Genomic DNA, 26576 nt, shown 5'->3' with positions numbered 1-26576 from the left:
TGTTATTCCTGCTGCTTAGAAGTCTTCTTCTTATTATACCGGTTCATAGCCGCATCCATACCTTCTGTAATGATCATGCCGCATGCATCGGACGCGTCCTTCAGTGCCTCCCGAATGATGGGCTGTTCCTCCTCTCGGAATCTCGACAGAACATAATCTGCCAAATCCCAGTCCTTTGGCTTATCCCCTACACCGATTTTTATTCTGGGGAACTCATCGGTTCCCAAATGACGAATAATACTCTTGATTCCATTATGACCACCTGCACTTCCTTTTTTCCGGATACGCAGCTGACCCACCTCAAGACTGATATCGTCATAGATTACGATTACTTCTTCCGGAGCAACTTTATAGTAATCCACTAACTCTCGGACACTTTCTCCGCTTAAGTTCATATAGGTAACCGGCTGGGCAATAATTACTTTCGTTCCCTCAATATACCCTGTTCCGCAGATTGCCTTATGCTTCTTAAAGTCCAATGAAATACGATAATCGTCGGATATCCTTGTAATCGCATCCCATCCAATATTATGCCTTGTCGCCTGATATTTGTCCGTTGGGTTTCCTAACCCTACTATAATGTACATATATTTAAACCTTTCCTAATGTATGCCTTTCTAATCAAATAATGCCGTATCCCTTTCACGAAAAGCTTTCCTATTCAACACTTTGTCCGCTGATACATGCGATATTATTATATACGTTTTGGGAGTAGGTGGCAATATGAAAAGATTTATTTTCCATCTTAAGTATACCTTATTATACGAATATGTAGTATGAAATTTGAAATAATATATTATTATCTTAATCAAATTTACTATTGCAAAATCAATGGAAGGGAGGAGTTATATGAGCAAGCAATCCAATCAAAGATACCGCAAGGAGAAGGAAAAGGAGCATGAACAGAAGACCGGACTTCAAGGAAAGTCCACTAACGAAAAAGAGAATGATAAAACAGAAATAACCACTAATTATTCGAACAGAGGAATCACATAAGCCCCTTAATGTAATTATGAAAAGCAGCTGCTACAAAAGCATGTTCGTAACAGTTCTCTAGAGGTCAGCAAGCAACGCCCCGCAGATCCTGTATGAATCTGCGGGGCGTTGTAGTTGTCATATCGGACTTGGGGTTTCGTTCTGTAAGATACCCTAAGGAACTACACCATTTGCCGATGTTCAGCATTACTATGCTTCGGTTTCTTCTGCTTCTTCTGTTTCCAAAGCTGCTATCTCATACTTCTCAAGAATAATCTTCTGAATCTTATCCCTGGTATCCGAGTTGATCGGATGAGCAATATCTCTGTACTCTCCATCTCCGGCTTTACGGCTAGGCATTGCGATGAATAGTCCCTTGTCGCCTTCAATCACTTTGATATCATGAACCACAAATTCATTATCAAGTGTAATCGAAACTACCGCTTTCATCTTACCTTCCTTACTCACCTTACGTACGCGTACATCGGTAATTTGCATAGCATGGTCCCCCTTCTGTCAATTTTATCGTTAGTTCATTAGAAAAAGTATGTAGAAAACTAGCATTTACTTTTCCCAGTTACTAATGCCATAATGTTTCTACGATGTCTACAAATCGTAGAAAAGTATGTCCTTTTACCTTCGAAACCTAACACGTATGGAACTTTGTAAGCATTATACCATATATTTTCAGAAATGTGAATAATATTTACGAAAAAATCCAATTAAATTGAGTTTTTTATGTAATATTTAATAATGTTTACACATTTTGAAGCAAAAAAGTTTATTTTTTAACTATTTTTTAGCTTAGCCATGCATTTTGATTTGTATTTTTGAATATAATTTAAATATGTTGTAAAAAAATCAGCCCTTAGAAATAGGAAATAAGCCCCTCTCTATTACAAACAGAAGGCATAATATAATTGCGAAATTCTGTATATACGATTTTTTTATTGTATTTTATATGAAAAAGGTTATAATAGCAGATAGAAAACGCATTTGATGAAAAAAATAGAATAGGAAGTGTACTATGTATAAAATAGATTTCGACAAGCCTTGCCGAATACATTTTATTGGCATCGGCGGTATTAGTATGAGCGGATTTGCTGAATATTTACATACTCAAGGTTACATTGTTAGCGGCTCAGATGCTCACCAAAGCAAAATTACAGATCATCTGTCGGACCTTGGAATTAAGTTTTACTTAGGACAACGTGCCAGTAACATCACTTCAGATATTGAGGTAGTCGTATATACTGCCGCAATTGCGGAAGATAACGAAGAGCTTATGGAGGTAAAAAGACGGGGTATTCCATTATTAAACCGTGCTGAGATGATAGGGCAGATAATGCTGAATTTCAATAATGCAATCGCCGTATCCGGTACCCATGGTAAGACCACTACAACCTCTATGGTTTCTTCTATTTTTATGGAGGGCCAGCTTGACCCTACCATTTCCGTGGGAGGCATCCTGGATGCTATTGGAGGCAATATCCGTATGGGTAAATCAGAGCATTTTATAACGGAAGCCTGCGAATATACCAATACCTTTCTGGAGTTCTACCCCAGACGCAGTATTATATTGAATATTGATGCGGATCATTTGGACTTCTTTAAGGATCTGCAGGATATCCGCAATTCCTTCCATGCCTTTGCCAAACGTCTTCCGGAGAACGGGCAGCTGTTTATCAACGGTGAAATTCCTAATTACGAGGAGATAACATCGGACCTTGTATGTGAGGTATTAACCTACGGCATTATTGATCCTGCCTATCGTAAAAGTGACAGTTCCTATGATATTTGCGCTGACCGTATTGAATTTGATAAGCAGGGAAATGGTAGCTATGATTTGTATTACCGTGGTCAATTCATTGACCGGATTTCGTTAAACTGCAATGGACTACATAATGTATCGAATTCCCTTCCTGCAATTGGCGTATCCATCGAAAGTGGTATATCAATTGATGTAATAAAGCGGGCGTTTTCCTCCTTCCATAATTCAAAAAGGCGTTTTGAATATAAAGGAGAGATTGGCGGTATCACCATCCTTGACGATTATGCACATCATCCCACAGAAGTAACCGCCACCTTGACTGCGGCTCAGACATATCCTCACAAAAAGCTTTGGTGTGTATTTCAGCCGCATACCTATACCAGAACACGTAATCACTTGAAAGAATTCGCAAATGCCTTATCATTGGCTGACAAAATAGTACTCGCTGATATCTACGCTGCAAGGGAGAAGAACCCCGGCGATATATCATCAAAGGATTTAGCATCTGAATTAGAGAAATTGGGAAAAGAGGTTTATTATTTTCCCTGCTTTGATGAAATTGAATCATTTTTATTGCAAAATTGTATGAACGGTGACCTGTTGATAACAATGGGTGCCGGAGATATAGTCTCCGTGGGCGAAAACCTGTTGGGACTCTAATTATCCACAATATCCACAGTATTATCAACATTTTATGTGAATAATGCTGTGGATACTTTTTTTCTTCCTACACATTCTACAAATATAGACTTTTTATCCATAATGTTCTTGTCAGTGCCATCTTTAAATGGGTTTTTACATATATTTACAGCCTTTTCTTCCTATTTCATCCACAGTATCCACAGTATCCACATTTTCTCATGTGGCTGAAGTGCCATAAAATAGGCTATTTCCAGAAAGATTGATCTGTGCTATAATGTGTCTGGCGAAAGAGATACTTGCCAATGGCAAAAGAAGGAGGTAAAGCAAGTGAGTCAAATTTCTTTACATGCGGAAGGTATTTCCGATGTCACCATCATCCCAAATATCTTTATTGATCAATTTATGCCGTCTGCGAACGGTGCATATGTTAAGGTTTATCTCTATCTGCTTCGTTGTTATTCGGGAAATTTTACGGAATTATCCGTCTCCTCCATTGCCGATCGTCTGGAAAATACGGAAAAAGACATCCTTAGAGCACTTAATTACTGGGAGAAAATGAACATTCTCAGACTGACGAGAAATTCTCAAAAAGAAATTACATCCATTCATTTGATGGATCTTCATACCATGAGTAATAAACCCCAGCAATTACCTGATTTCGATTCGGAATTGGACGAAATCGCAGTCAGTATACATACCGATTCAAAGCCTGCCAGCAGAAAGAGCTATTCTGCTGAGAGGATTGCCCAATTAACCAATAATGATGAGATAAAATGGGCCATGCATATTGTAGAGATCTATCTGGATCGTCCGTTAAAGCCAATGGATCTGCAGTTGATTCTCTACCTCTATGAGGAATTGCATTTTTCTGCAGAATTAATTATGTATTTATATGAATACTGTGTATCCAAGGGCAAGAAAAATGCAGCCTATATCGAGGCTGTTGCACTGACCTGGGCTGAAGAAGGTATCGATACCGAGGAAAAAGCGAAAACCGCCACTGCCTCCTATAATGATCATTTTAACACCGTAAACAGAGCCTTCGGATTAAATCGTGCACCAGGACAAATCGAACGGCAATATATCACAAAATGGGTTGAAGTCTTTGGATTTTCCGATGAAATCATTAAGGAAGCCTGTGACCGAACTATATTACGGACTCAAAAACCGGACTTCAAATATACGGACAAAATTCTCGAGACCTGGTTTAAGAAGGACGTGAAAAGCACTGCTGACATTGCAAGGCTTGATGAGGAATTCTCCAAAGGGAGTAAAAATCAGAACAACAAGGTTACCCCCATGAGCAAGCCCGCTACAAATAAATTCAATCAGTTTCCGCAAAGAACCTACACCGCACAGGATTACGAGGAATTGGAGCGTAAGTTGTTAAACAAAGGCTTTTAAAGGAGATCGAATGCTATGGCATTAAAAAATGACCAATACAATCAGATTTTGCGTGAATATGATGGTAAGATTCTTCAGAATAAGCATGAACTGGATATTCGTAGGCAGGAAGCCTTTCGATTAATACCGGAACTAAAGGAGTTGGAGGATTCTATTATCTCCTTATCTGCCAGAAGTGGACGGATGGCACTCTTAGGCGATGATACCGGATTGAAGGATTTAAAAGAAAATATTAATGAACTGGAGAGAAAGAAAATTTCTCTTCTGCTTACCCATGGTTTACCGGAGAATTATCTGGATATGCAATATCAGTGTGAAAAATGCAAGGATACCGGATTTATTGGCAATGAAAAATGTAATTGCTTTAAACAGGCAATTGCAGATCTCATGTATTCCGATTCAAATATACGAGAAATTATTGCCAGAGAAAACTTTAATACATTTTCTTTCCAATACTATTCAGATGATATTATTGATGAGACAACCGGTTTATCCCAGCTTTCCAACATGCAGAAGGTTGTTGCCTATAGCAAATCCTTTATTCGGCATTTTCATAAAAAGCATGACAATCTGTTACTCCTTGGTAACACCGGTGTCGGCAAAACTTTTCTAGCAAACTGCATAGCCAGAGAGCTCTTAAATCGCGGTTATACAGTTATCTACTTAACCGCTTTTCGTTTATTTGATATATTGGAAAAGCATAAATTCAACAAGGAAGAGGATGGTTCCGCTGCGTCCAACCAATTTGAATATATATTGGACTGTGATCTTCTGATTATTGATGACTTGGGCACGGAAATGAATAATTCCTTTACGAACTCCCAATTATATCTTATTATAAACGAACGTTTATTAAAGCAAAAATCCACTTTAATTTCGACGAATTTATCACTCCCCAATATCAACTCAACCTATGGTGAGCGAATCTTTTCACGTATTGTCAGCAGTTTCTCTGTACAACGAATTGTCGGAAAAGATATTCGCCTACATAAAGCAGTTCATCAATCGAATTCAGAATAATTATGTTATTGAACTAAGCAAAAGCTTCTTGACTTAACAAATATATAATGGTATAACTTTAATGGCTTTTGTAACCAATCTATAATTCTATGGAGGGAAATCTAATGTCACAAGAGAAGATTGTAGAAACGATACCTGTAGGGCCCCTTGGTATCATTGCTCTGGAGAGCAGCAAAGTCATGGGTCAGCACGTAAATGACTATCTCGTAGAATGGCGTAATGCAAGGGAAAGTGAGCACAAAGGAACCATTGCATTCTATGGCTATCAAAGAGATTCTTATTTATTAAATGCATGCTGTCCTAGATTTGGCACCGGAGAAGCAAAGGGGCAAATCAAAGAATCCGTTCGAGGAGCCGATTTATATTTACTCGTGGATGTGACAAACTACAGCATGACCTACACCGTTTGCGGACATATGAATCACATGTCACCGGATGACCACTACCAGGATTTAAAAAGAATCATAGCGGCAGTCGGTGGAAAAGCCAAACGTATTACAGTAATTATGCCTTACCTCTATGAAGGCAGACAGCATAGACGCACCTCCAGGGAATCCTTAGACTGTGCATTGGCGCTTCAGGAACTTACACACATGGGCGTTGATAGTATTATCACCTTTGATGCTCATGATCCTAGAGTGCAAAATGCTATCCCGCTGAAAAGTCTGGAAACCGTTGCACCAAATTATCAATTCATAAAAGCAATGCTTCATAATGTTCCTGACATTCGATTTGACTCAAAACACATGATGGTAATCAGCCCGGATGAAGGCGGCATGTCAAGAGCCGTGTATTTTGCCAACGTCTTAGGCCTTGATATGGGTATGTTCTATAAGAGACGTGACTATACCAAGATTGTAAACGGACGTAATCCCATTGTAGCACATGAATTTCTTGGTTCCGATCTGGAAGGCAAAGATATCCTGATTGTGGATGATATGATTTCCTCGGGCGAAAGCATCCTGGATGTAGCAACCGAATTAAAGCGAAGAAAAGCTAACCGTATCTTCGTAGCAGCAACCTTCGGTATATTTACCAATGGTCTTGCCAAGTTTGATGATGCATATGAAAAGGGCTTAATTTATCGCCTGATTACAACAAATCTTACCTATCAGACACCGGAGCTTTTAACGAAGCCGTATTATATCAGTGCAGATATGAGCAAGTATATCGCTCTGATTATTGATACCTTAAATCATGATAATAGTATCAGCGCTTTACTGAATCCGGTTGAACGCATTCAGAACATACTGAAGGAATATGGACAAGGTCACTTTGCAAATTAACCATATATAAAATGTATCAAAAGTCAGACACAATTAAATTAATATTAATGCATATATACAATTAAATTAGCAAGAAAAAGGATCAGCAGCATTAACCAGACTGTTGATCCTTTCTTTTAAATATACTTACTCTTGCTATATTAATTAATTCCATCTACTAATACGTATCCTCGTTATCCGACTCTGCCGTATAATCCTCTTCCCAGTAGTCATCCTCTGGTTCTTCCTGGTATTGCTCATCCGTATAATCATCCTCAGGATATTCTTCCGTCACTTCTTCCTCCGATATTTCTTCCTCTTCCTCATATTCTTCCTCTATCGGCTCCTCTTCCAGTATATCTTCTTCCTGTATCGGTGACTCATCCATATTATCCGTATCATCGATGTACTCTTCATTCCAGGAATCATCCCAGATATCCTCATATTCTTCGTATTGGATGTCCCCTTCGGTCTCCCAGGAATCATCCAAGATGTCCATCTCCTCCTCTAAGCCTTCCTGTTCTTTCTTTTTCTTTGCTAATCTTAATTCCTCTTTCCAATCATAGTATTCAAAATCCTTTGTCATAGATGAATTATGAATTTGCTCCATATAGGAGTGCCATATCCTACCAGGATAGGAGGAGCCGGTTAAATCATCCACCTTCCTGGGATAATCATATCCAACCCATACACTGGTTGTATAATATGGAGTATAGCCAACAAACCAGCCATCCTTCTTGTTGCTGGTCGTACCCGTTTTTCCGGCACTGATTGTATAAGAAAGCCCTAATCCTCTGCCGGTACCGCGCTTCATTACGCCGGTTAGCGCCTCAGTCATCATTCTTGCTGCTCTTATCTGATAAATCGATTTGGATTCCACCATATCACCAACGATTTCGTTCCCCTCCGAGTCCATAATCTTTACGATGCAGGTGGGCTCTCTGTAATAACCATCATTCTCCAGCGTTGAGAAGGCAGCTGCCATCTCTACGGGACTAACGCCGTTGGTAAAGCCTCCAAGGGATGCAGCAGGTACATAGTCATTATTCGATATTCTCGCAAAATTCATCGCATTCAGATACGACAGCCCTATCGTGGGTGTTAGTTCTTCAAATAGCTTCCAGGCAATTGTATTCTTGGATTGCTCTATTGCTCTTTGTAAGGTAATCTTACCTGCATAGCTTCCCGAAGAATTCCTCGGTCCACCTTCAAAGCGTTCATCCACCACGATGCTATTCGGATAGTAATCCCGTTCAAATGCAGGTGTATATACAATCAATGGCTTTATCGCACTTCCTGGCTGGCGATAGCTTTGATATCCACGATTCAGTGTATATCCCTCCAGCTTCTGACTTCGTCCTCCAACGATTGCAACCACTCTTCCATTGTCGTTATCGATGCAGACCGCTGCTCCCTGCATTTGATAAACCCCTTCATCATTTTTTTCTTTAAACTTCTTCAAAGCCTTATCAACGGAGGACTGAAGGAGCTTCTGCTTTTCTAAGTCAATGGAAGTATAGATGCGATATCCCTTTACATATAAGTCCATCTGATAACTATTATACAGGCTATCATAAGCCTCCTCATAGTTTTTGCGATCCGCCTCACCACGAAACTGATAGCGGAACTCAAATCCTTGGTTTTTCATAAGCGCTTTAATTGCGCAATGATATGCATAGGTTTCCACATAATTCTGCTTTTTGTCTTTTGACACTTTTAGCTTGATTTTTTCAGAAATTGCCTGATCATATTCCTCCTTACTAATCTTCTCTGCCTGATATAACTGTAGAAGAATTCGATCTCTTCGTTCGATCGTATTATCAAAGTTGGTAATCGGATTATATCGATTCGGATTGTTCGGTATAGCGCATAGGAAAACAAGCTGAGATAAGCTTAATCCAGTAACACCTTCATCAAAATAACCCTTTGCGGCTGCCTGGATTCCATAATGACCATTGGAAAAATAAATACCATTCACATAAAACTCCAGTATGTCAAACTTAGAATATTTCCTTTCCAGCTCCTGAGCCACAAAAATCTCTTCTATTTTTCTTTCATAGGTTACCTCATGTGTTAGGAATACATTTCGAGCCAGCTGCTGTGTTATAGTACTGGCACCCTGGGTGATCTCCCCTTTGTTTTTAATCAGCGCAATTACTGCCCGGATATTCGCCCAGTAATCCACTCCGTCATGCTCTAAGAACTTTCGATCCTCGGAGACTACCAGTGCCTGAATGACAGCTGCAGGAATATCATCATATTCGATATAATATACATCCTTCTCACCCTTCAGCGTGGATATCAGATTCCCCTCCGAATCATACACAAGACTCGTCTGTGAGGCCTTAAAGGTATCCTCCGTGGAGGCTCTAACCTTCTTCTTCGCATCTGCCTGTAATTGCAATATGGTTTTACCATAGGCCTGATAAAAATAGATCATGCCTCCGATAATTGCCAATAAAACAAGTAATATAATAATCTGAAGGGCAAGCTTAATTACTTGCCCCGGACGTTTCTTTTCCTTTTTATCTGTAGCTTTCTTTTTGTTTTGCATAAAAAAGCCTCCGTCAAACCCTTCTTATTACATCTTTCATTATTATCGGCACGAAAGATCAATAAGATGATAGGGTACTTCCATTTCCTGTAATAGTTTTTCTTCTCTCTTATGACAGGTAAAAAGTATTGTCTGGGAACGATCTGATATTTGGCGTAATGCAGCTCTTACCCTATCCTCATCGTAAAGAGCAAAGCTGTCATCAAGTATCAAGGGTACTTCATCCTGTCCCAAAAGCAGATCAGCGACAGCCAGTCGCAATGCAAAGTAAACCTGGTCAATGGTTCCGGCGCTCAAGCGTTCCAGAAGAATATAGTTGCCATTCCAGCCTACCTTCACATCCAGCTTCTCGTCCACCTTCAAATCGGTATATTTATGTTCTGTCACCTTATCAACCACCTCAGATACAGCGACGTTAAGCTGACGTCCAAAGCTGTCATGAATATCACTGGAGAGCTCTTGAATCGTGGAAAGTGCCAGCTTTATTGCTTCGATTTCTACAGCATCCTCCTTCTGCTTTCTTTCCATTTCCTCATATATGCTTTTGTTCTTTAGCAGTTGTTCTTCATTGCCTTCCATCGTAGAGATTTCCCAACGAAGCTTCTCCATATTAATACGACAGGTATTATACTGCTCGTCAATCCTTGACTTCCGGCTGGTAGCGGTTTGCTTTCTTTCCCTTATCTCTGCACTAAGTCTTTGAACTGCTGTCTCAGTAAGCTCCTCCTCACGAATAAAGTACTGCATGTATTTCATTATCTCATCATATAGCATATCCCGGTTATCATCCAGTCCACTCTTCCGGTTGATATAGTTCCTAAGCTGCTCCTTTGCATTCTCAAGTGCATAATAATGCTTAAGAAGCTCCTCCTGCTTTTCTGACAGCTGTTCCACGGTGGCAACCTGATAGCCCTGTAAAATATTCTCAAGCTGAATTTGTGCGGTATCCCTTTCCTTTTGAAGCTGATTTTCTTTTTCGGTTACAATATTTCGCTTTTCCTTAAGTCTACCATTAATAACCGCATAGATCATTATTCCTGCTACAGCAGGTACCAGTGAAATCAAGCCATTAACCGGAGTAAAGAAGGATAAAATAAGTAGAAGCGCAGTAATACCCCCGAAGGGAATGGTGCTGATATAAATATTTCGTTGCTTCTTCCGTTGCAGGTCTTCCTTTTCTCTTGCCAATTCATAGTAATGTCTTTCCAGCTCCACTAATACATTTTTTATTTTCTCCGCTTTCTGTCTGTCCTCCTTCAAAGCTTCCGCTGAGCTTTGCTCCTTTTCCCAGGCGGCAATCTTTTCTTCCAGTTCGGTTTCCTGGGCGCTTATCATATTAATTTGCTTTATCAGCTCTTGATAGGTCTTGAACTTTTCAAGAATGGCCGGAAGCTGTTCCATTCTCTTAATCTCATCCTCATTTATGGTCTTATCAATCTCATTTTTCTGAGCAAGTAATCTCTGTTCCTCCGCTTGTAGCTCTTTTAATTGCAGAGTCAAGCGATCAATCCTTTCTTCCCTTCTTAAGCCCTCTTCAATATTCTCCTGCAGCTCCTTCAATGCCGCTGTATTCTGTGAAAGCTCCAGCTGTTTTCGTTGTTCCGTCAGTGTACTGACAGCCTTTGCTACATTTACCTCTTTACTCTTCGCGACGGATAAATTCGCTATATAATTACGAACCTGTGCTGCCAGCTCCGTATCCGTCTGAGCCTTTAGCTGTTCAATACTAATCGTATTGCGAAAGGTTGACTCTGTGAACCCCGGCAAAAGCTCACTAATATGTCCCTCCTTCAGCTTAACTTCTCTTCCCGATGATAAATCCAGAACCGTAAAATACTTATCACTGGTATGAAAGCTCCGTTGCAGGCGATATTCCTTCTCTCCGATCTTGATATCCATACAGCCATTAAACGCACCAGGATAATCCCATGGCAGATATCTGGTATACAGATCTTCCTTTGTGGCAGAACCCCTTCCTCTTAACCGTTCAATACCAAAGAGCATTCCCTTTATAAAGGTATGTATCGTGGATTTACCCGCTTCATTTTCACCGTAGATTAGATTCATCCCGGGCTTTAGCTCGATCTCCTTGTTATGAAAACGTCCGAAATAATTTAATGTAAGCTTTGTAAAAAGCATATTTCACCAAGCCTTTCTAACTCTAATTCTTTGCTCCTAATAATGCTTCAAGCCCATAATAAAGTGCTTTCTTCGCAATCTCATCCTGATTGGCATTTTCCCGAATTCTCTGTATAAACATTCCTATCACATTTTCAGCGTTCTCATGATACAAAGCATCAAAATCATAATCCGGTACGGATAGATCCATGATTTCTAATATATTCCCACAGGAACGAAGTGCTTCCAGATCAAAATGGATGCCCTCATCCCGAAGCCCTCTGATTGTTAACGTATAGATATGTTGTTCCCCATTTTCTTTGATCAGCTTGTTTGCTTTGTCCACCAGTTCTCCATTGGTCGTATCCTGTGTTACTTCAATATCCACCCTCTTGTATTGACGCAGGCTGCTCGGAACAAAGCGAATATCGGTTACCGGTTTACCATCCTCATCATATGTAATTTCTCCGATGATATAGCCCCGTTCCCCTGTTTCATTTTTATCCAGTGGCTCCAGAGAACCGGAATAAGCCATCTCCTTACTGATGATATCCGGCTTATGAATATGTCCCATGGCAATGTAGTGATATCCGGATTCCTGAAGTCTCTTTCGATTAATGGGAATATCCCTATCATCACCTCCATGGGCAAGGAGAATATGCAATCTACCATTGTCCTCCGGTGCAGCAGCATCATACTTAGGAGCAGTGATATCCCTGGTATGATAGCTGAAGCCGTAGACATCCGTATTACACTCCGGAAATTCGAAGCGATCCATGTTTTCCTGTAAAAACATATGAACCTTATCATTCCATTCAAACCCCTGATAGTATGACCTTGGACCAATATAGTCATGATTACCGGCCATTAATACCACCTTTGCCGTTCCCAGCTTACTAAAGATATAATTGACCTCCTTGAGTTCCCGTACCAAGGGCTGACGATGGAACAAATCTCCTGCAATCAGAAGAAGGTCTACTTTTTCTTCATTACAAACATTTATAACATTCTGAAAGCTTGTCCAGATTTCCTTTTCCCGATCGTTTCCCCACGGCATATTGGAATCCGGAGTTGCACCAAGATGTACATCCGCTATATGTATAAATTTCATCGTTTCCTCCTTATACACCACAATACTAATATTCCTACTACATTCTCAATGATCATAGTTCTTTATATAAAATACGCTTTCAGCAAAGCACACTTATGAACCATCGTATTTCCTTCTCATTATACCCCGCACAACGGACATCCTCTGTCCGACTGAATAAAATTCTCGAAGAATCCATTCTCCCGATATCAATCTTACTTATTCCTCTATCTTTTGAATTATATCATGAATACCCCATTTAGTAAAATCACAAACTTCTTATTCCAAACCAGGTTCTAGACCGGATTCTAGACCGGACGGAGAAGTGGTCCTTCGTGGGGAGAGGCAGGCAGTACCGGAAAACAAGCTCTATTTTCGGGAGCATCCGCATGCGTCTATTACGTTTCACTCCTCCCTGATAGGAACGTCGGTCGCTCGCGAAACGAACTAGCATGCAGCTGCTCACTCGAAAATAGGCAATCGTTTTCCGGTACTGCCTGCCTCTCCCACGAAGGGATACACTTCTCCTGTCTACATCAGCTATGAGAAAATATATAATCTTTTCTGCATATAGCTACATATCATATCAATCATATATATACACCGTATATTAGAAACTCATACCGAAACTTACACCTGGTAAGTCCATGATAGAATAAGGCATGTAAGTCCCTTCAACAACATGAAATAAATAGATATACAGAAGAATACTCTTTCATAATCCATAAATATACTGTCCAATATGTTATATATGAACGACGTAGGGATTTTCATAATAGTATTCTGAAGCTTATGTAGACAGGAGAAGCGGGTCCCTTCATCGGGGGTGTAGGCAGATACCGGAAAACGATTGCCTATTTTCGAGTGGGTTTCTGCATGCTAGTTCGTTTCGCGAGCGACCGACGCTACTATCAGGGAGGAGCGAAACGTAATAGACGCATGCGGAAACTCCCGAAAATAGAGCTTGTTTTACGGTACTGCCTACACCCCCGATGAAGGGGCCCACTTCTCCGTCCGGTTTAGAAAAGAATAATTTGTCGGCGATAGAAGACGGTACTTATGTCGGCAGTGAAGATGGCTCACAGTAATAAACTCCTTCAAAAAGGGGCGAATGCATAATATACCTGTAGGGATTATGACTTACCATAATACACTGTCAGAAGAACAAATCTGTTAAATTCTGTATGGATAGGACGAACTTTTATGTTCGTCTGAGACATGCAGAATTAACAGTTTGTACTTCCGTCTATGTGTGAGGTAAGTTCATAATCCCTACTATTATGTATTCGCCCCCTTTCACAGAAGAACGGGGTCTGTTTAATGGTGTTCGGTGGCTGACACGTTGAGTGCATCGTTATCCGTTACTTTTCCTGTCTGCCTGTTCCCAAATATATTTCGTATCATTTCATACGAACCGGTGCTTGCCAGCCCACTTGCCAGCCCTCCTAGCAATATCTCCGGTGTAAAGGTCCAACCACTAATCCAGACATTTAGAATCACACCGGTTACTGCCATAATAAGCGGTATATATTTGTTCGGAATAAAGGAAATACTGTGTTTTATTATGTATCCTAAGCATAAGCATATTGCAAGTACAACAACTACTATATATCTTGATAGAATTTCCATTCCATTTCTCCTTTCATATTAACCCACTCAATAATGGATGATTTTTGTCTGCTAAATTACTTAATCTGATTGTTATTCTCCACATAATTTATAGGTTTTTCCGCATTCGCGATAATCTTGGGAGAATTCTGCCTGACACTTATATGATTTTCTTTCACGATCAGATTATCAGCTTTTAGCTTTGCTCCATTCATGCTTATAATAAAAGCTTTTTCTCCAATGTATTTATTGCCTTTTACTGTTACCGTTCCAATATTGCTGCTCGTGGTTCCGTCTGCATAGCGAAATGCAAGAAAATGCCTGACTGTTGACTTATTCATCACCTCATTATTCTCAATGGAATTTGACTTCCCGGCTTGATTTACATTATATATGTCAATCAGATAGAATGCCTCAGAAGAAGCAGCGATATCAAACTTATTATTTACGATAGAGTATAACGGCATGTTGATGCTGATTACCGAGGGAACTCCATCGCTGATCTTTAAATTGTTTTTCTCAAGTGTACATGCTCCATCATTTCCCGTTAGGCTAATCAGTTTCTTGGGGGCGTCAACTCCATTACTGGAATATGTCATACGGTTTTCATTCATCACTATCCTGTGCATACCATTATTCGTGTACGATACGATCCAGGCTGAGTTGAGACCAACAAACTCATTACGATAAATATTGCATACTCCATTCTTGCCAAAGCTTGAAAAACGCAATATCATATCAGCTGAGGAGTACATATAATTATCATAAATTTCAACCTTTCTGACACCCTCGATTTTTACACAGGTGGTATCATCATTTTTCGGCTTTTTATTCACAAAGTGATTGCCTTTTATGCGTACCAAACCGGCTCTATCATCCTCCGTTATATAGAGACAAGCCTTTCCTTTCAATGCATTTCCACTTATCGTAGCTTTGTTGTCCATGATGTCAACATTACCAACTGCTTCGACAAAGATCCCATTGCCATATACACTGGTAATTTCATTATTCAGAACCTTGACATTCTCTGAATTGCCCTTTACCGCAATGCATCCATCGGAGTACTTTCCTGCACCGTTTTCGATTTTATTGCCGATTATCCGGCTCTCTGGTGCTTTGATATAAATCGCTTCATGATCGTAACCACTTTCCAGATGTTTTTGCTCCCGTCCACCACCATAAAGATTTCTTATTGTATTATTCTCGATTTTGATATTACTGCCAAAGAATAGGATTGCATGTGCTTCACTGGAGTCATTTTGGGTACCGTATATACTATAAAGCTTCTCGATTACATTATCACGAATCACCACATTCTGAGCGGGTGCAGTGATTGTCATCCCAGTCTGCTTTCCCCCATATAGTGCAATTACTTTTTTATTGGTATCATGACCAATCTCTTTCATCACATTATTTATAATGGAACCACTCTTGATATGACAGGTAAAGCGAAAAGCATATGAGGCAAAATGTGAAATCTTACAATCTCTGATTTCTAAATTATTAATGCCCTTATCCTTTTTATCATGGTCATAGATACCAAAGGTATTAGCCCTTTTCTCATTCAGAAACTGATTGTTCTGATTATCGGCTATTACATTTTTTACTGTGACATTGGAGTAGCTCACGGGATCCAGCTTAAATACATATGATCCCGTGATATCCAGTATAGTGAGGTTCTCAAGATAAATATTCTTTTTTGCGGTCAACCCACCCATTCTTTTTAGGATGGTTCCTTCTTTACTTTGACCCACTATAACCAAATCTTCGTCTGCAGTAAAGGACAGCCCATCCAAATCATAGGTTCCATTGGGTATATACACTTTTCTTTTTTGAACCATAGCCTGTTGAAGTGCCGCCCGGAATGCTTCTTTATCACTTTTCTTGTCCAGTCCATTCGCACCATAGCTCGTAACATTAATTGCATAACTACTTGATGCCAGATATTCTTCCATAAAAATCAATCCCACTGCTATTATATACAGTATTATAATATGTCGAATTCTGTCTTTTGTTCCATTCTGGTGCGATATATCGTCTTGGGGAGCTTTTTTACTTACTTCCTCAGGTCTTCCTTTTTTCATCTTGGTACTTTACCCCAGTCTTTTATTTCACCTTGACCTTTACCTTCACTGTTTTTGTTTTGTTACTATAGAGAGTCAATGTTACAGTAATCGTGGCACTTCCCTTCTTTACTGCTGTAACCCTTCCTCTTTGGTCAACAGTAACTACCTTGTTATCGCTGGATGAAAAGCTTGCTGAAACTCCACCAATATATCCTAGTGAAGTGTCCTCTGTATCCGAACCGATTAGTACCAGGGTATCTGGAAGCTCCAGATTGATCTGATAGCTGCTGCCCTCTCCAGTAGAATTAAGCTTGATCGCGGCGGACTTAACAATTATCTGATCCCTCAAGGTCGATACCACTTTTTTGCTAGCTGGTTTTGGAAGCATCACATAATCTGTGCCAGTAAGAATGGTAATGGTAATATAACCGTCCTCCGTAATCCGGTAATTAGAGCTGTATGGAAGGGTATCCAGCTTACCGGTTACTAGATTTCGATGATATAGATATACCATGTTGCGGTTATTCCACCCTCTTTCTGTCACTTCCTTTCCAACGTATATTTTTACTCTTGCCTGAGAAGGCAGTATACCCATCTGTCGGAATCGAAGTGCATATCCCTGCGTCATTACCTTTGAGTCGTCCGTTCCAAGTAATTCTTCGAACTGTTGCACCTCATTTATTCCGGATACCGTCATTGCCAAATTCACATCTTTAATTTCCCTCTTAGACTTTGCCAGGTCCTTACCATACCATGACCAGGTAAACCGCTCCTTTCCTGCATCATCCTTTACTACAATAATAATGTCCCTTTCTTTTTCTGCCGCTGCCATTAATAGTTCTGCTTCTAATAGTATGGTCTCTATTATTAGATTATCGTTATCTAGAATTTCCTTCGGTATAACAATGGACAGAACAGCTTCCTTAATCGCCTCCTTTTTAAAGTGCTCGATCAATTCATTGTTTATGAATTGAATTGATATAGGATACGGTATTTCTTTCCCCATCTGTTTCTTAGCGTTTCGTACCTTATTATCCTCTTCTATTATTATTTCTACTTCCATACGATTATGATATCGCACTGCAGTAATCATTGCAGGGAGGAACTCTTCTGTGCCCGGAAGCTTAACCTCTTTCATGAGCTGCTTCACCGAAGGTGTTGGGGTAATAGCACCTGTCGGAGTCGATGTTGATGACTGTGTTTCGCCTGGTGTCGGTCTCGGAGCAACCGTCGGTTTCGGCGTTATACTAGGCTCCGGTGATACACTTGGTTCCGGTGATATCGTCGGCTTAGGCGATACGCTTGGTTCCGGATCCGTAGTCGGCTCCGGTGTAGGAGTTGTGCTGGATTCGTCCAATATAATTTCGCTGCGATCCCGTACACGGATACGAACGCCTTCAGGATCACAGGAAACTAATCCTATAGCCGTAATTGTTTTACCAACCCCCAGAATATCCTCCAGTTTATCCCCGTTATCATTGGAATAACCGATATACCCATCCATGAACACCCTTGCTTCCGATCCGCTTTCATCCATTACATAGATGCTTTCTATCTGATTATTCTTACTGATGATGTTAGTAATCTTACCTTTTATCTTTACTAACATACCTCCGAATGCTTCATAGTCCATGGAATCCCTGGTGGTAATCAACCGTGGTTCCACAGGGTTCATATTTACATCAATAACCGTTGCTTCCATAACCCGAAGCTCCAGGTCTCCCAGATATTCATCCAGATATCCGATTACCCGTACCTTTTGTCCAACCTCGATTAAGCTCTGGTTGATCGGAAAAATATTGATCCCACTGCTTTCATCCTGAATATAAATGGTATCGAAGAAGGCGTTACCCGGTACGGTTCCTGCTGTGACCGTTCCTTCTACGCAATAAACATTGCCCTTAATTCCTTTTCGTACCTCCGCAATGTCTCGAACCTCTATCTGTTTTTTTACAGATGCCATAATGTTCTCTATTATGGTCCGATTACTGTAGGGTTTATCCCATACATTATCCAGGGTTGCCTTTACTTCAAAATTGGACATAAAAACGGTTCCTGCAATAAATATATTGCTTCCTGTAGAAAGCTCTTCTCTTGCAAGGAGAATTGCATCTCCCTCTTGGATCTCCTTATAATTTCCTCCAAAGGTTTTACTGTCAATGGAGTAGGTAGTGGAATGTCCCTTCACAAGATACTCCGCTTTGCCGTCTGCCACAGCAGTATCACTGAGTAACACTGTACATCCGCTATACGCACTATAATTCTGGTCCGTGGTTACTCCTTTAAGAAATGGAGAGTCCATATTATAGGTATTCAAATACAGACGATAGGGCTGTCCTCCGTTATTCACTTCATCATAAGCTTCATCACTGTTTATTCTGGTGGTTGCACCGATTGCTTCCAACAGCATATTTATCTCCGTTGAGGACTGGCCTTCCGCCGTATCCTGATAATCTGCCAGCCCACACAGAATCACATCTCCTCCCCGATTTGTATAATCCTTCACCAGTGAGATAAACTCCTCTTCAAAATGAGATACTGAGTAGGAACCCGAACTATCACTTCCAGATTTTTTAGCAGGCGCACTAATGATCAGCAAATCACAATCCTTTAAGGTATCCTGTGTGATTTTATCCTTCACGACGGTTACCTTCGTGTCATTCTCCGCTGCTATTTCAATTAAATTACCCATATTTCCTGTATAATAACCAGTAACATAGTCGTTGAAATGGCTACCATCTACCACAATTCGGGTGATCCTGTCAGGATCTGAATAATCCATCTTTAGAACACCCTGAAATACCTTTGAAACCCCTCCAATTGAAGCCTGAATCGTTACGTTAATCTCCGCTGCACCAACTGAGGGATGAGTATATGCAAAGGTATAGCTTCCTGTAGCACCAAAGCTTAGTTTTGTTAACCCTGAAGTAGCCAAATCTGCTTTATGAATAACCGTTCCATTCACTGAGAACTCCATTTTTTCAATGTTTAAGTCCTCCGCTTCGTTATTATATAGGTCTGTGGTGATTACAATTGGTTCTCCTTTCACAGGCAATGTATTCTCTGCTGAAATACCCGCTATGCCTGCTGCCTCTACTTCCCCAATCCATACTGGCGCAGTCACAGCAATATCCTGATCCTTCTGTGTTACACGAATATAATAATAGGAATAACTGGCCGGTAGCTGGAATGTAACCTTTTCTTCCTTTTTTTCCACGTTTTTTGAAGCGATGCTTAGGCCACCATTTACGATAACCTCTACCTTTCCAATGGCAGCATCCGTAGGATCCGATATTTCTACCTGAATATCAACCTGACTGGGGGTGGTATCTATAATGGTTCCCATGGTCTCTCCATTCAGGGTATACTGTATGGCAAGATCATTGTCCTCCGTTGCATAGGTTCTCATATTTCGAAGTGCATCATAGATATTCTCTCTGGTTAATGTGTCGGCCAGGACCACGGTTCTGGCGGTATTGGCATCCCCCCACAGCCCTTTATGATTATCCTGATTGTTCGTCGGAGCTACGTGCCAGCCTTTATCCAATGCTCTTGTATAATATTCATAGGAGGGGAAATACCCGTTACTTCGAACGGCTCCTTCCCCATTACCTACCTCAATTAATGAAATAAGACGATCAATGGTTTCATCATAATATCCGAAATCATCAAAGTCCCCAAAGGTTTTTCCCGGATGATTAAACTGACTGATCGAGTTCATGTCCGTTTTTAGTACTGTATAGTAGTTTTGCAACGCTGTGGAATAGGTTTTGAAGTCAGCCTGATTTCTGCTTTGGAATCCAGCAGTATTGTAAGTATTCATATGTCCCAGACCATTCGACCAGGTCATCTCATATCCGTAGATACCTACAAAGGTATCGTCCGTATAATCATCAGCGAGTCTGTGTCCCTCCATCCATTCCTCACTCATAGAACCATTCAGAATACTTGCCTTATCCTCATTGTCAAAGGAGTTGGAGTGGTCTGTAACCGCTAAGAAGTCTATCTGCTCCGCTTCGTTCTTAGCATAAGCAAATGCCTCCTCACAGCTCCCGGCACCATCCGAATATGTGGTATGGGAGTGTATCTGCCCAAAATAAATGTTGTACTTCTCGTTCACTCTCAGGGTAAAAGAGAAGGATCCAGCCTCACTATCCAGATATCCGTCCTTTACCGCTTTTGCTAAAATTGTAACCGGTAATGTATTTAAAACGATTGCTTCCGTCTCAACATAGGTAATCCAGGTTGTGCCGCCATCTGTTGAATATAGGATTGTAGCATTATCCGTATCCGTAGTTAGGTTAAGCTTCGTTCCAGGCCGTACAGCCCCTCCGTTTATGCTGGGCTTTACGGGTGATACCTGCGCCTGGGAGTATGCTCTTGTTACTTTGATACTGTCCGTAATACCTGCTTTTCTCGCATATGCGGTTACCTTATAGGGAAAGCTTTGAATGATTGGCTTATCTTCTGATTGATATAAGGTATATTCTCCATCATTTACACAATAATAGATTTCTGCACCTTCCGTAGCGGTTACCATCGTAATCTCCTGCCCCATTGTCACTACATCCGTATCTGGAAGGATCTGTGGAGTTCCTGCAATATCTGAGGACTTTAAGGGATTACCCGTTATCTTTACCTCCTGAATATAGTTGGTACCCCCGGACCCAATGGTCTTATTATTCACCGAGACATTATCCGCTACCTGGATTCGAAGGAACAGTGTGGCTGCTTTATACACCTCTTTGGGTAATGTAACCGTATAGGACTGCCAGGTACTGGCAGCAGCAATACTATATACTTCAGCGCCTGCCTGGGTAAATTGTACCCCATCCAAGCTATAGAGCAACTTAAAATTCTTTGGTCCGGTATTGGAGCCTCTCATCTTATAGCTTACGTTGATATTCCCATATCCTGAGGTACTAAGCTGTATTTGATAGTAATCTCCTTCCTTATTACCGACATAACCCATGGAGGTATCTGTTACCTTCGGAGGATTACCTGAGGAATGAGTAAGGCAGACGCTTGTATTCTTCCCGTCATTGGGTGCATCAAGATCACCATACACCACTGGTGATGTGATTAATGTTGTTCCGGCAAAGGACGCTAAGGTCATAACAACAGAAGGATCTACCTCATCCTCATCTGGTGGTGTTGAATTCCCTAAAAGGGTGTAATCTGCCTTGGATCCGTTTCTTAGCTGATAGGTTTCATAATACTTGGAGAATGCTGCAACAATATCCGCCTGATCACCAGCCTTTATTCCCTCTGGATATGATGCCGCACTATAGATATTAATCGTTCCGGTTGAATCCTGTATCGTGGTATTACTACCATAGGTCCCCAATCGGACATTCTTAATCGTGATATACTCTGATATATATTTCTCCCCATCCTGCAGGAGCTGTGCTATGGTAAGCTCCTGAGGAGGGAATGCTTCTTTTTTAGCAACGGAGGTTATCTTTGATACACCGGAAAGCTGTCTTACGCCGCCATATTCTCCAACCTTACCAGTGACTTCAATAATATCTCCAACTACGTACTGGGTAATATTATTTTTATCGTAGATCTGAACTCCAATTATCTCACCATCAATTACATCCTGAATTAAGGCTGTATTAGGAGTTCCGTTATTACCATAGAGATAGGTTACCTGTCCGATTACAGTAATGGATGAATCGGTTTCCACCTGGTAGATCTGGTCAATCGTAGCTACTCCGGGTGATATCATATCCGAAGTAATCGGGTCTTCTACCTGCCTAAAGCCGGCTCCGGTGACTGTCTCCAGCCCGTCATGGATAGTTGCTTCCGTGGCTCCACCTTCCGCTTTAGCCAATTGTACCATTGACAAATTAGTGGAAAGAGACGATAACATCAGAGCCAGAGATATTATTACGGATATTAGCTTCTTATACCTGATGCTCATAATAACCTCCTTATAAATATACTTGTCCTAGTATATTTATATTCAAGAAGCTACATTTTATGATGGGTAATATACTCGGTCCTTTGGAAAAGTTATTTCTTTATGAAAACAGTAAGCAAAGTGATTCATACCAGAACCGTGGTAATAATATTAATTGGCATTTTCTTCTCTTCTCAATGGATTTACTTACAGATGCATTAAAATAAATGTTGATAAAAAAAGGGGCTGTTGCACAATATACATGCAGGGAATATGACTTACCTCACACACAGAAGGAAGTACATATTGATGATTTTGTATGTCTCATGCGAATATAAATAATCGCATGATTCACACAAAATACAGCAATCTGTTCTTCCGACAGTGCATTATGGTAAGTCATATTCCCTGCAAATGTATTATGCAACAGCCTCTTTTTTTATATAATAATAAGGGGAGGTATAACTTTATATATATTATAAGGGGGATAAAAACTTTACACTTCACTTCTGATTAAATAATCAAATGCACTTAATGCTGCATTCGCACCGGAGCCCATGGAAATAATAATTTGCTTATATGGACTATTGGTGCAGTCACCTGCTGCAAATACCCCGGGGATGCTGGTTGCATTATGATCATCTACAATTATTTCACCAAAGCGGTTTCGTTCAAGGGTGCCATCCAACCAGTCCGTGTTCGGCACAAGGCCTATTTGGACAAACACTCCTTGTAGATTAATATGCTGTTCTTCGCCAGTTTCACGATTGAGATAGTTTAAACCATCCACTTTATCGGAACCAGTAATCTCTGTTAGCTGAACATTCTTCAATACAGTAACATTGGGCAGACTGTAAAGGCGTTTTTGCAATACCGCATCCGCCTTGAGCTCCGGCATAAATTCCAGAACGGTTACATGCTTAACTATTCCTGCCAGATCAATAGCAGCCTCAATACCGGAATTACCTCCTCCAATAACTGCAATGTCCTTTCCTTGAAAGAGAGGTCCATCACAATGCGGGCAATAAGCAACTCCTTTATTCTTAAGTTCTGCTTCTCCCGGTACCCCGGTATTACGCCAGCGGGCACCAGTAGAAAGGATCACTGTCTTGCTCTTTAGGACAGCACCATTCGATAAGGTAACTTCAATTAAATCCTTTTTCGCTATGCTTTCTACCCGTTGGGCAGTCATAATATCAACAGGATAGCTTCTTACATGAGCTTCTAAATTATCTGCCAGCTTAGGTCCTTCAATATACTTGACGCTAATTAGGTTCTCTATTCCTAATGTATCTCTTACCTGTCCGCCAAATCGTTCTGCTACTAATCCGGTACGAATTCCTTTACGAGCTGTATAGATTGCTGCGCTGCTGCCGGCCGGACCACCTCCGACCACCAAGACATCATAAGGCTCTTTGTTCTCGAACTCCGATGTATCCGGAGTACTGCCCATCTTGGAAAGTATCTCATCCAGTGTCATTCTTCCACTGGCAAAGCTTTCTCCATTAAGATATACCGTTGGTACGGCCATAATGTTCTTGCTCTCCACTTCCTCTTTGAAAGCAGCTCCATCAATCATAGTATGAGTAATTCCCGGATTTAAAACACTCATCAAATTAAGTGCCTGAACCACCTCAGGACAATTGTGACAGGATAGGCTAATATAGGTCTCAAAATGGTATGATCCCTTGATATTCTTTATCTGATCGATTAAATTCTGATCAACCTTTGGTGGTCTTCCACTTACTTGTAACAACGCAAGTACCAAGGAAGTAAACTCATGTCCCAGAGGAACTCCTGCAAAAGCTACTCCGGTATCCTCACCGATTCGATTAATACTAAAGCTCGGTGTTCTGGATAATACCGCCTGTTCTATCTTAATCTTCGAAGATATGGCAGCTAATTCATTGATTAGATCTGCCATTTCCTTCGATATTGGATCGGATCCCGTACTAACCTTTATCAGAACCTCATCCTCTAATAGCTTAAGATATTCAAACAGTCGTTCTTTAATCTCAGTATCCAGTATCATAACTCGGTTCCTATATCTTTCCTACAAGATCCAAACTCGGCTTCAGAGTTGCAGCTCCTTCTTTCCATTTTGCCGGGCATACTTCACCAGGATTATTTCTAACATACTGGGCTGCCTTAATCTTGTTTACCAAAATATCTGCATCACGCCCGATATTACCAGCGTTGATTTCAACAGACTGAATTACTCCATCGGGATCGATAATGAAAGTACCTCGATCTGCAAGTCCGTCTTCTTCAATTAGTACATCAAAGTTACGAGAAAGTGTATGAGATGGATCACCAATCATAATATATGTTAATTTCCCGATGGCAGCAGAGCTGTCATGCCATGCCTTATGAGTATAATGTGTATCGGTGGATACGGAGTATACTTCTGCTCCAAGCGCCTTCAATGCTTCATAATTGTTCTGTAAGTCTTCTAATTCTGTCGGGCAAACAAAGGTGAAATCTGCCGGGTAAAAGCATACCACACTCCACTTTCCTTTAAAATTCTCCTCTGTTACCTCAAGAAACTTTCCGTTCTGATATGCCTGTGCTTTAAATGGTAATACTTGTTTTCCTACTAATGACATAATCTATAACCTCCTTAATTTATTGTTATTTTAATAATAGTAATCATTACTGATATGATTATAATATCCTCTTCCTTACATTTTGTCAAGTACTAAAATAAAATTATTTTGTGTTAAATTATAATATAAACCAATTTACATGTTATTATGCTTCGTTTCTATTCAAATTATGTTCGGTATTATATTATTATAAGAATTATATACTATATTTTATTCCCTTGTTTTTTAATAATAAATCAGGAAACATTACTATATTTACTTTCATAACCTTAAATAATTTGCTTTCATTCATTTTGCAACAAGCCATATCAAAAACTATGATATAAGTGTTATAACTTAAAAATCCATAGTAACCTTGAACCGGCAAGATTACTATGGACAGTTGGTAATTATTCTTTTACAAATAGATTTGGACTATTTCCTATTAAATACGTTATTACATTGATATTGATATATCCTATTCTAGCTTATACTTCACCATTCTTTTTCGCTACGGCACACATCAAGCTTCCGTCCGGTTGATATTCAGCTCCTGCTACATCCCCGTAGAAATCGACGGTGGCAAACCCTGTTTTAATCAGCTCTTCCTCCAGCTCTTCCCTGGTATATGTATGATCCCAGATATTATAGCATTCTATGGAATCCTCAGTAATAACTACGGTCTGATTAAGCATGGTCCTTTGATCATCATATTTGTAAAACGAATTTAAGCAAATATGTGCACACTCTCTCCAAAAGCCGCTCTCACTATAATACCAGTCTTTTGTCTCCTCTCTGTCCTTATACTGATTCGGCGTGAAGGAATCCAGAATGAATATGCCACCTGGTTTTAGAGCCCGGTAAATGCTCTTCAATAACCTGGCGCGATCCTGGCTGGACAATACACTAAAATCACAATAAATGAGTGTAATTACATCGAATTCTTCCCGGTATGTGATATCAAGGTAGTTCTGATATAAGTATGTAATTCTGCTGCCATTGACTTTTCCATTGTTTATGGCATAATCAATGGAACGTCTTGAATAGTCTATACCAGTCACTCGATATCCCTTGTTGTAAAACCTCTCTGCGTACAATCCCGGTCCACATCCAAGGTCTAATAAATCCGGATACTGGTTCGGATCAGCTATACTTGCAATCCATTCCACTGACTTTGTAATAAAATTGTGATTTCGTGTCGCAGCATCCCATTCCGGATCAAGGTGGGCCTGGAGCATTCCCTTTGATATATGCTCGTCATCCCAGAATTTTGATGTACTTGGTGCATAGATTTCAGGTTTGTTTGATACATATTCAAATAATTTTTTTAACATTTTATAATCTCCTATTTATGAATGTATTTGTGATAACACGAATGAAATTTTCGGATAAAAAAAGCTGTGGAACATTCCACAGCTTGTTATAACTTGAATTATTAGTGTGGAATATTAAATAAAAACCATAATTTGAGTAAAGAAAATAATACTGTTCAGAAAACAGTCTTCTTTTCTTATTAAGTTATGATTTTATTTAACTTTTCCACGCTCGCACTTATATTACCGATTATGTAATA

Annotated in this window: 16 protein-coding genes; 5 read left to right on the top strand and 11 right to left on the bottom strand. The window is 40.2% G+C overall.

Features of this window, described 5'->3' with window-relative positions; genetic code table 11:
- Window positions 1–2: 2 nt before the first annotated feature.
- Complete coding sequence (gene pth, locus H0486_RS00650) at window positions 3–587, bottom strand: aminoacyl-tRNA hydrolase (RefSeq protein WP_228351182.1); 585 nt, start codon at window positions 585–587, stop codon at window positions 3–5.
- A 262-nt stretch (window positions 588–849) separates the two neighbouring features.
- Here pth and H0486_RS00645 point away from each other — a divergent pair, with 262 nt between their 5' ends.
- Window positions 850–996, top strand: a complete 147-nt coding sequence (locus tag H0486_RS00645; protein ID WP_228351181.1) for a hypothetical protein — start codon at window positions 850–852, stop codon at window positions 994–996.
- Window positions 997–1185: 189 nt separating this feature from the next.
- Here the strand turns inward: H0486_RS00645 and spoVG are convergent, their stop codons facing one another.
- Window positions 1186–1473, bottom strand: coding sequence for a septation regulator SpoVG (spoVG, locus tag H0486_RS00640; protein WP_228351180.1), 288 nt, complete (start codon window positions 1471–1473; stop codon window positions 1186–1188).
- A 529-nt stretch (window positions 1474–2002) separates the two neighbouring features.
- Here spoVG and murC point away from each other — a divergent pair.
- From murC to H0486_RS00620, 4 genes are all read left to right on the top strand, one after another.
- Complete coding sequence (gene murC / locus H0486_RS00635) at window positions 2003–3406, top strand: UDP-N-acetylmuramate--L-alanine ligase (protein WP_228351179.1); 1404 nt, start codon at window positions 2003–2005, stop codon at window positions 3404–3406.
- Window positions 3407–3715: 309 nt separating this feature from the next.
- The gene (locus H0486_RS18400; protein WP_228351178.1) at window positions 3716–4792 is read left to right on the top strand and encodes a DnaD domain protein; all 1077 of its coding nucleotides are present in this window, start codon (window positions 3716–3718) and stop codon (window positions 4790–4792) included.
- A 15-nt stretch (window positions 4793–4807) separates the two neighbouring features.
- Entirely contained in the window at window positions 4808–5812 is a 1005-nt protein-coding gene (locus tag H0486_RS00625; RefSeq protein ID WP_228351177.1) for an ATP-binding protein, read from the top strand.
- Window positions 5813–5916: 104 nt separating this feature from the next.
- Window positions 5917–7098 (top strand): ribose-phosphate pyrophosphokinase, encoded by a 1182-nt coding sequence (locus H0486_RS00620; protein WP_228351176.1) that lies wholly within the window; start codon window positions 5917–5919, stop codon window positions 7096–7098.
- A gap of 157 nt (window positions 7099–7255) precedes the next feature.
- On the opposite strand, the gene H0486_RS00615 is transcribed toward H0486_RS00620, so the two are convergent.
- The 9 genes from H0486_RS00615 to H0486_RS00575 all read right to left on the bottom strand — a co-directional run bounded on the left by H0486_RS00615 (window position 7256) and on the right by H0486_RS00575 (window position 26337).
- Window positions 7256–9631, bottom strand: a complete 2376-nt coding sequence (locus H0486_RS00615; protein ID WP_228351175.1) for a transglycosylase domain-containing protein — start codon at window positions 9629–9631, stop codon at window positions 7256–7258.
- 42 nt (window positions 9632–9673) lie between these two features.
- Window positions 9674–11770, bottom strand: a complete 2097-nt coding sequence (locus tag H0486_RS00610; RefSeq protein WP_228351174.1) for an ATP-binding protein — start codon at window positions 11768–11770, stop codon at window positions 9674–9676.
- A gap of 22 nt (window positions 11771–11792) precedes the next feature.
- Window positions 11793–12860, bottom strand: coding sequence for a metallophosphoesterase family protein (locus tag H0486_RS00605; protein ID WP_228351173.1), 1068 nt, complete (start codon window positions 12858–12860; stop codon window positions 11793–11795).
- A 1296-nt stretch (window positions 12861–14156) separates the two neighbouring features.
- Window positions 14157–14468 carry a phage holin family protein gene (locus H0486_RS00600; protein WP_228351172.1) on the bottom strand — a complete coding sequence of 104 codons (312 nt, stop codon included), beginning with the start codon at window positions 14466–14468 and terminating at the stop codon, window positions 14157–14159.
- A 56-nt stretch (window positions 14469–14524) separates the two neighbouring features.
- Window positions 14525–16531, bottom strand: a complete 2007-nt coding sequence (locus H0486_RS00595; RefSeq protein ID WP_228351171.1) for a right-handed parallel beta-helix repeat-containing protein — start codon at window positions 16529–16531, stop codon at window positions 14525–14527.
- A 22-nt stretch (window positions 16532–16553) separates the two neighbouring features.
- The gene (locus tag H0486_RS00590; protein ID WP_228351170.1) at window positions 16554–22439 is read right to left on the bottom strand and encodes a CehA/McbA family metallohydrolase; all 5886 of its coding nucleotides are present in this window, start codon (window positions 22437–22439) and stop codon (window positions 16554–16556) included.
- Between the two features lie 475 nt (window positions 22440–22914).
- The gene (gene ahpF / locus H0486_RS00585) at window positions 22915–24450 is read right to left on the bottom strand and encodes an alkyl hydroperoxide reductase subunit F (protein ID WP_228351169.1); all 1536 of its coding nucleotides are present in this window, start codon (window positions 24448–24450) and stop codon (window positions 22915–22917) included.
- A gap of 10 nt (window positions 24451–24460) precedes the next feature.
- Entirely contained in the window at window positions 24461–25024 is a 564-nt protein-coding gene (ahpC, locus tag H0486_RS00580) for an alkyl hydroperoxide reductase subunit C (RefSeq protein ID WP_228351168.1), read from the bottom strand.
- A 467-nt stretch (window positions 25025–25491) separates the two neighbouring features.
- Entirely contained in the window at window positions 25492–26337 is an 846-nt protein-coding gene (locus H0486_RS00575) for a class I SAM-dependent methyltransferase (protein ID WP_228351167.1), read from the bottom strand.
- Window positions 26338–26576 lie beyond the last annotated feature (239 nt).

The sequence above is a fragment of the Variimorphobacter saccharofermentans genome (assembly GCF_014174405.1).
In the GTDB taxonomy this organism is placed as follows: Bacteria; Bacillota; Clostridia; order Lachnospirales; family Lachnospiraceae; genus Mobilitalea; species Mobilitalea saccharofermentans.
Note: the sequence above shows the minus strand (reverse complement) of the source record. Positions and strands in the feature narration are given on the sequence as shown.

Bases quoted from the DNA above. Each gene is read 5' to 3' on its own strand.
- H0486_RS00615 (WP_228351175.1), bottom strand. From the start codon at position 9,631: ATGCAAAACAAAAAGAAAGCTACAGATAAAAAGGAAAAGAAACGTCCG.
- H0486_RS00605 (WP_228351173.1), bottom strand. From the start codon at position 12,860: ATGAAATTTATACATATAGCGGATGTACATCTTGGTGCAACTCCGGAT.
- H0486_RS00625 (WP_228351177.1), top strand. From the start codon at position 4,808: ATGGCATTAAAAAATGACCAATACAATCAGATTTTGCGTGAATATGAT.
- H0486_RS00620 (WP_228351176.1), top strand. From the start codon at position 5,917: ATGTCACAAGAGAAGATTGTAGAAACGATACCTGTAGGGCCCCTTGGT.
- H0486_RS00645 (WP_228351181.1), top strand. From the start codon at position 850: ATGAGCAAGCAATCCAATCAAAGATACCGCAAGGAGAAGGAAAAGGAG.
- H0486_RS00595 (WP_228351171.1), bottom strand. From the start codon at position 16,531: ATGAAAAAAGGAAGACCTGAGGAAGTAAGTAAAAAAGCTCCCCAAGAC.
- H0486_RS00590 (WP_228351170.1), bottom strand. From the start codon at position 22,439: ATGAGCATCAGGTATAAGAAGCTAATATCCGTAATAATATCTCTGGCT.
- spoVG (WP_228351180.1), bottom strand. From the start codon at position 1,473: ATGCAAATTACCGATGTACGCGTACGTAAGGTGAGTAAGGAAGGTAAG.
- H0486_RS00610 (WP_228351174.1), bottom strand. From the start codon at position 11,770: ATGCTTTTTACAAAGCTTACATTAAATTATTTCGGACGTTTTCATAAC.
- murC (WP_228351179.1), top strand. From the start codon at position 2,003: ATGTATAAAATAGATTTCGACAAGCCTTGCCGAATACATTTTATTGGC.
- ahpC (WP_228351168.1), bottom strand. From the start codon at position 25,024: ATGTCATTAGTAGGAAAACAAGTATTACCATTTAAAGCACAGGCATAT.
- pth (WP_228351182.1), bottom strand. From the start codon at position 587: ATGTACATTATAGTAGGGTTAGGAAACCCAACGGACAAATATCAGGCG.
- H0486_RS00575 (WP_228351167.1), bottom strand. From the start codon at position 26,337: ATGTTAAAAAAATTATTTGAATATGTATCAAACAAACCTGAAATCTAT.
- ahpF (WP_228351169.1), bottom strand. From the start codon at position 24,450: ATGATACTGGATACTGAGATTAAAGAACGACTGTTTGAATATCTTAAG.
- H0486_RS00600 (WP_228351172.1), bottom strand. From the start codon at position 14,468: ATGGAAATTCTATCAAGATATATAGTAGTTGTTGTACTTGCAATATGC.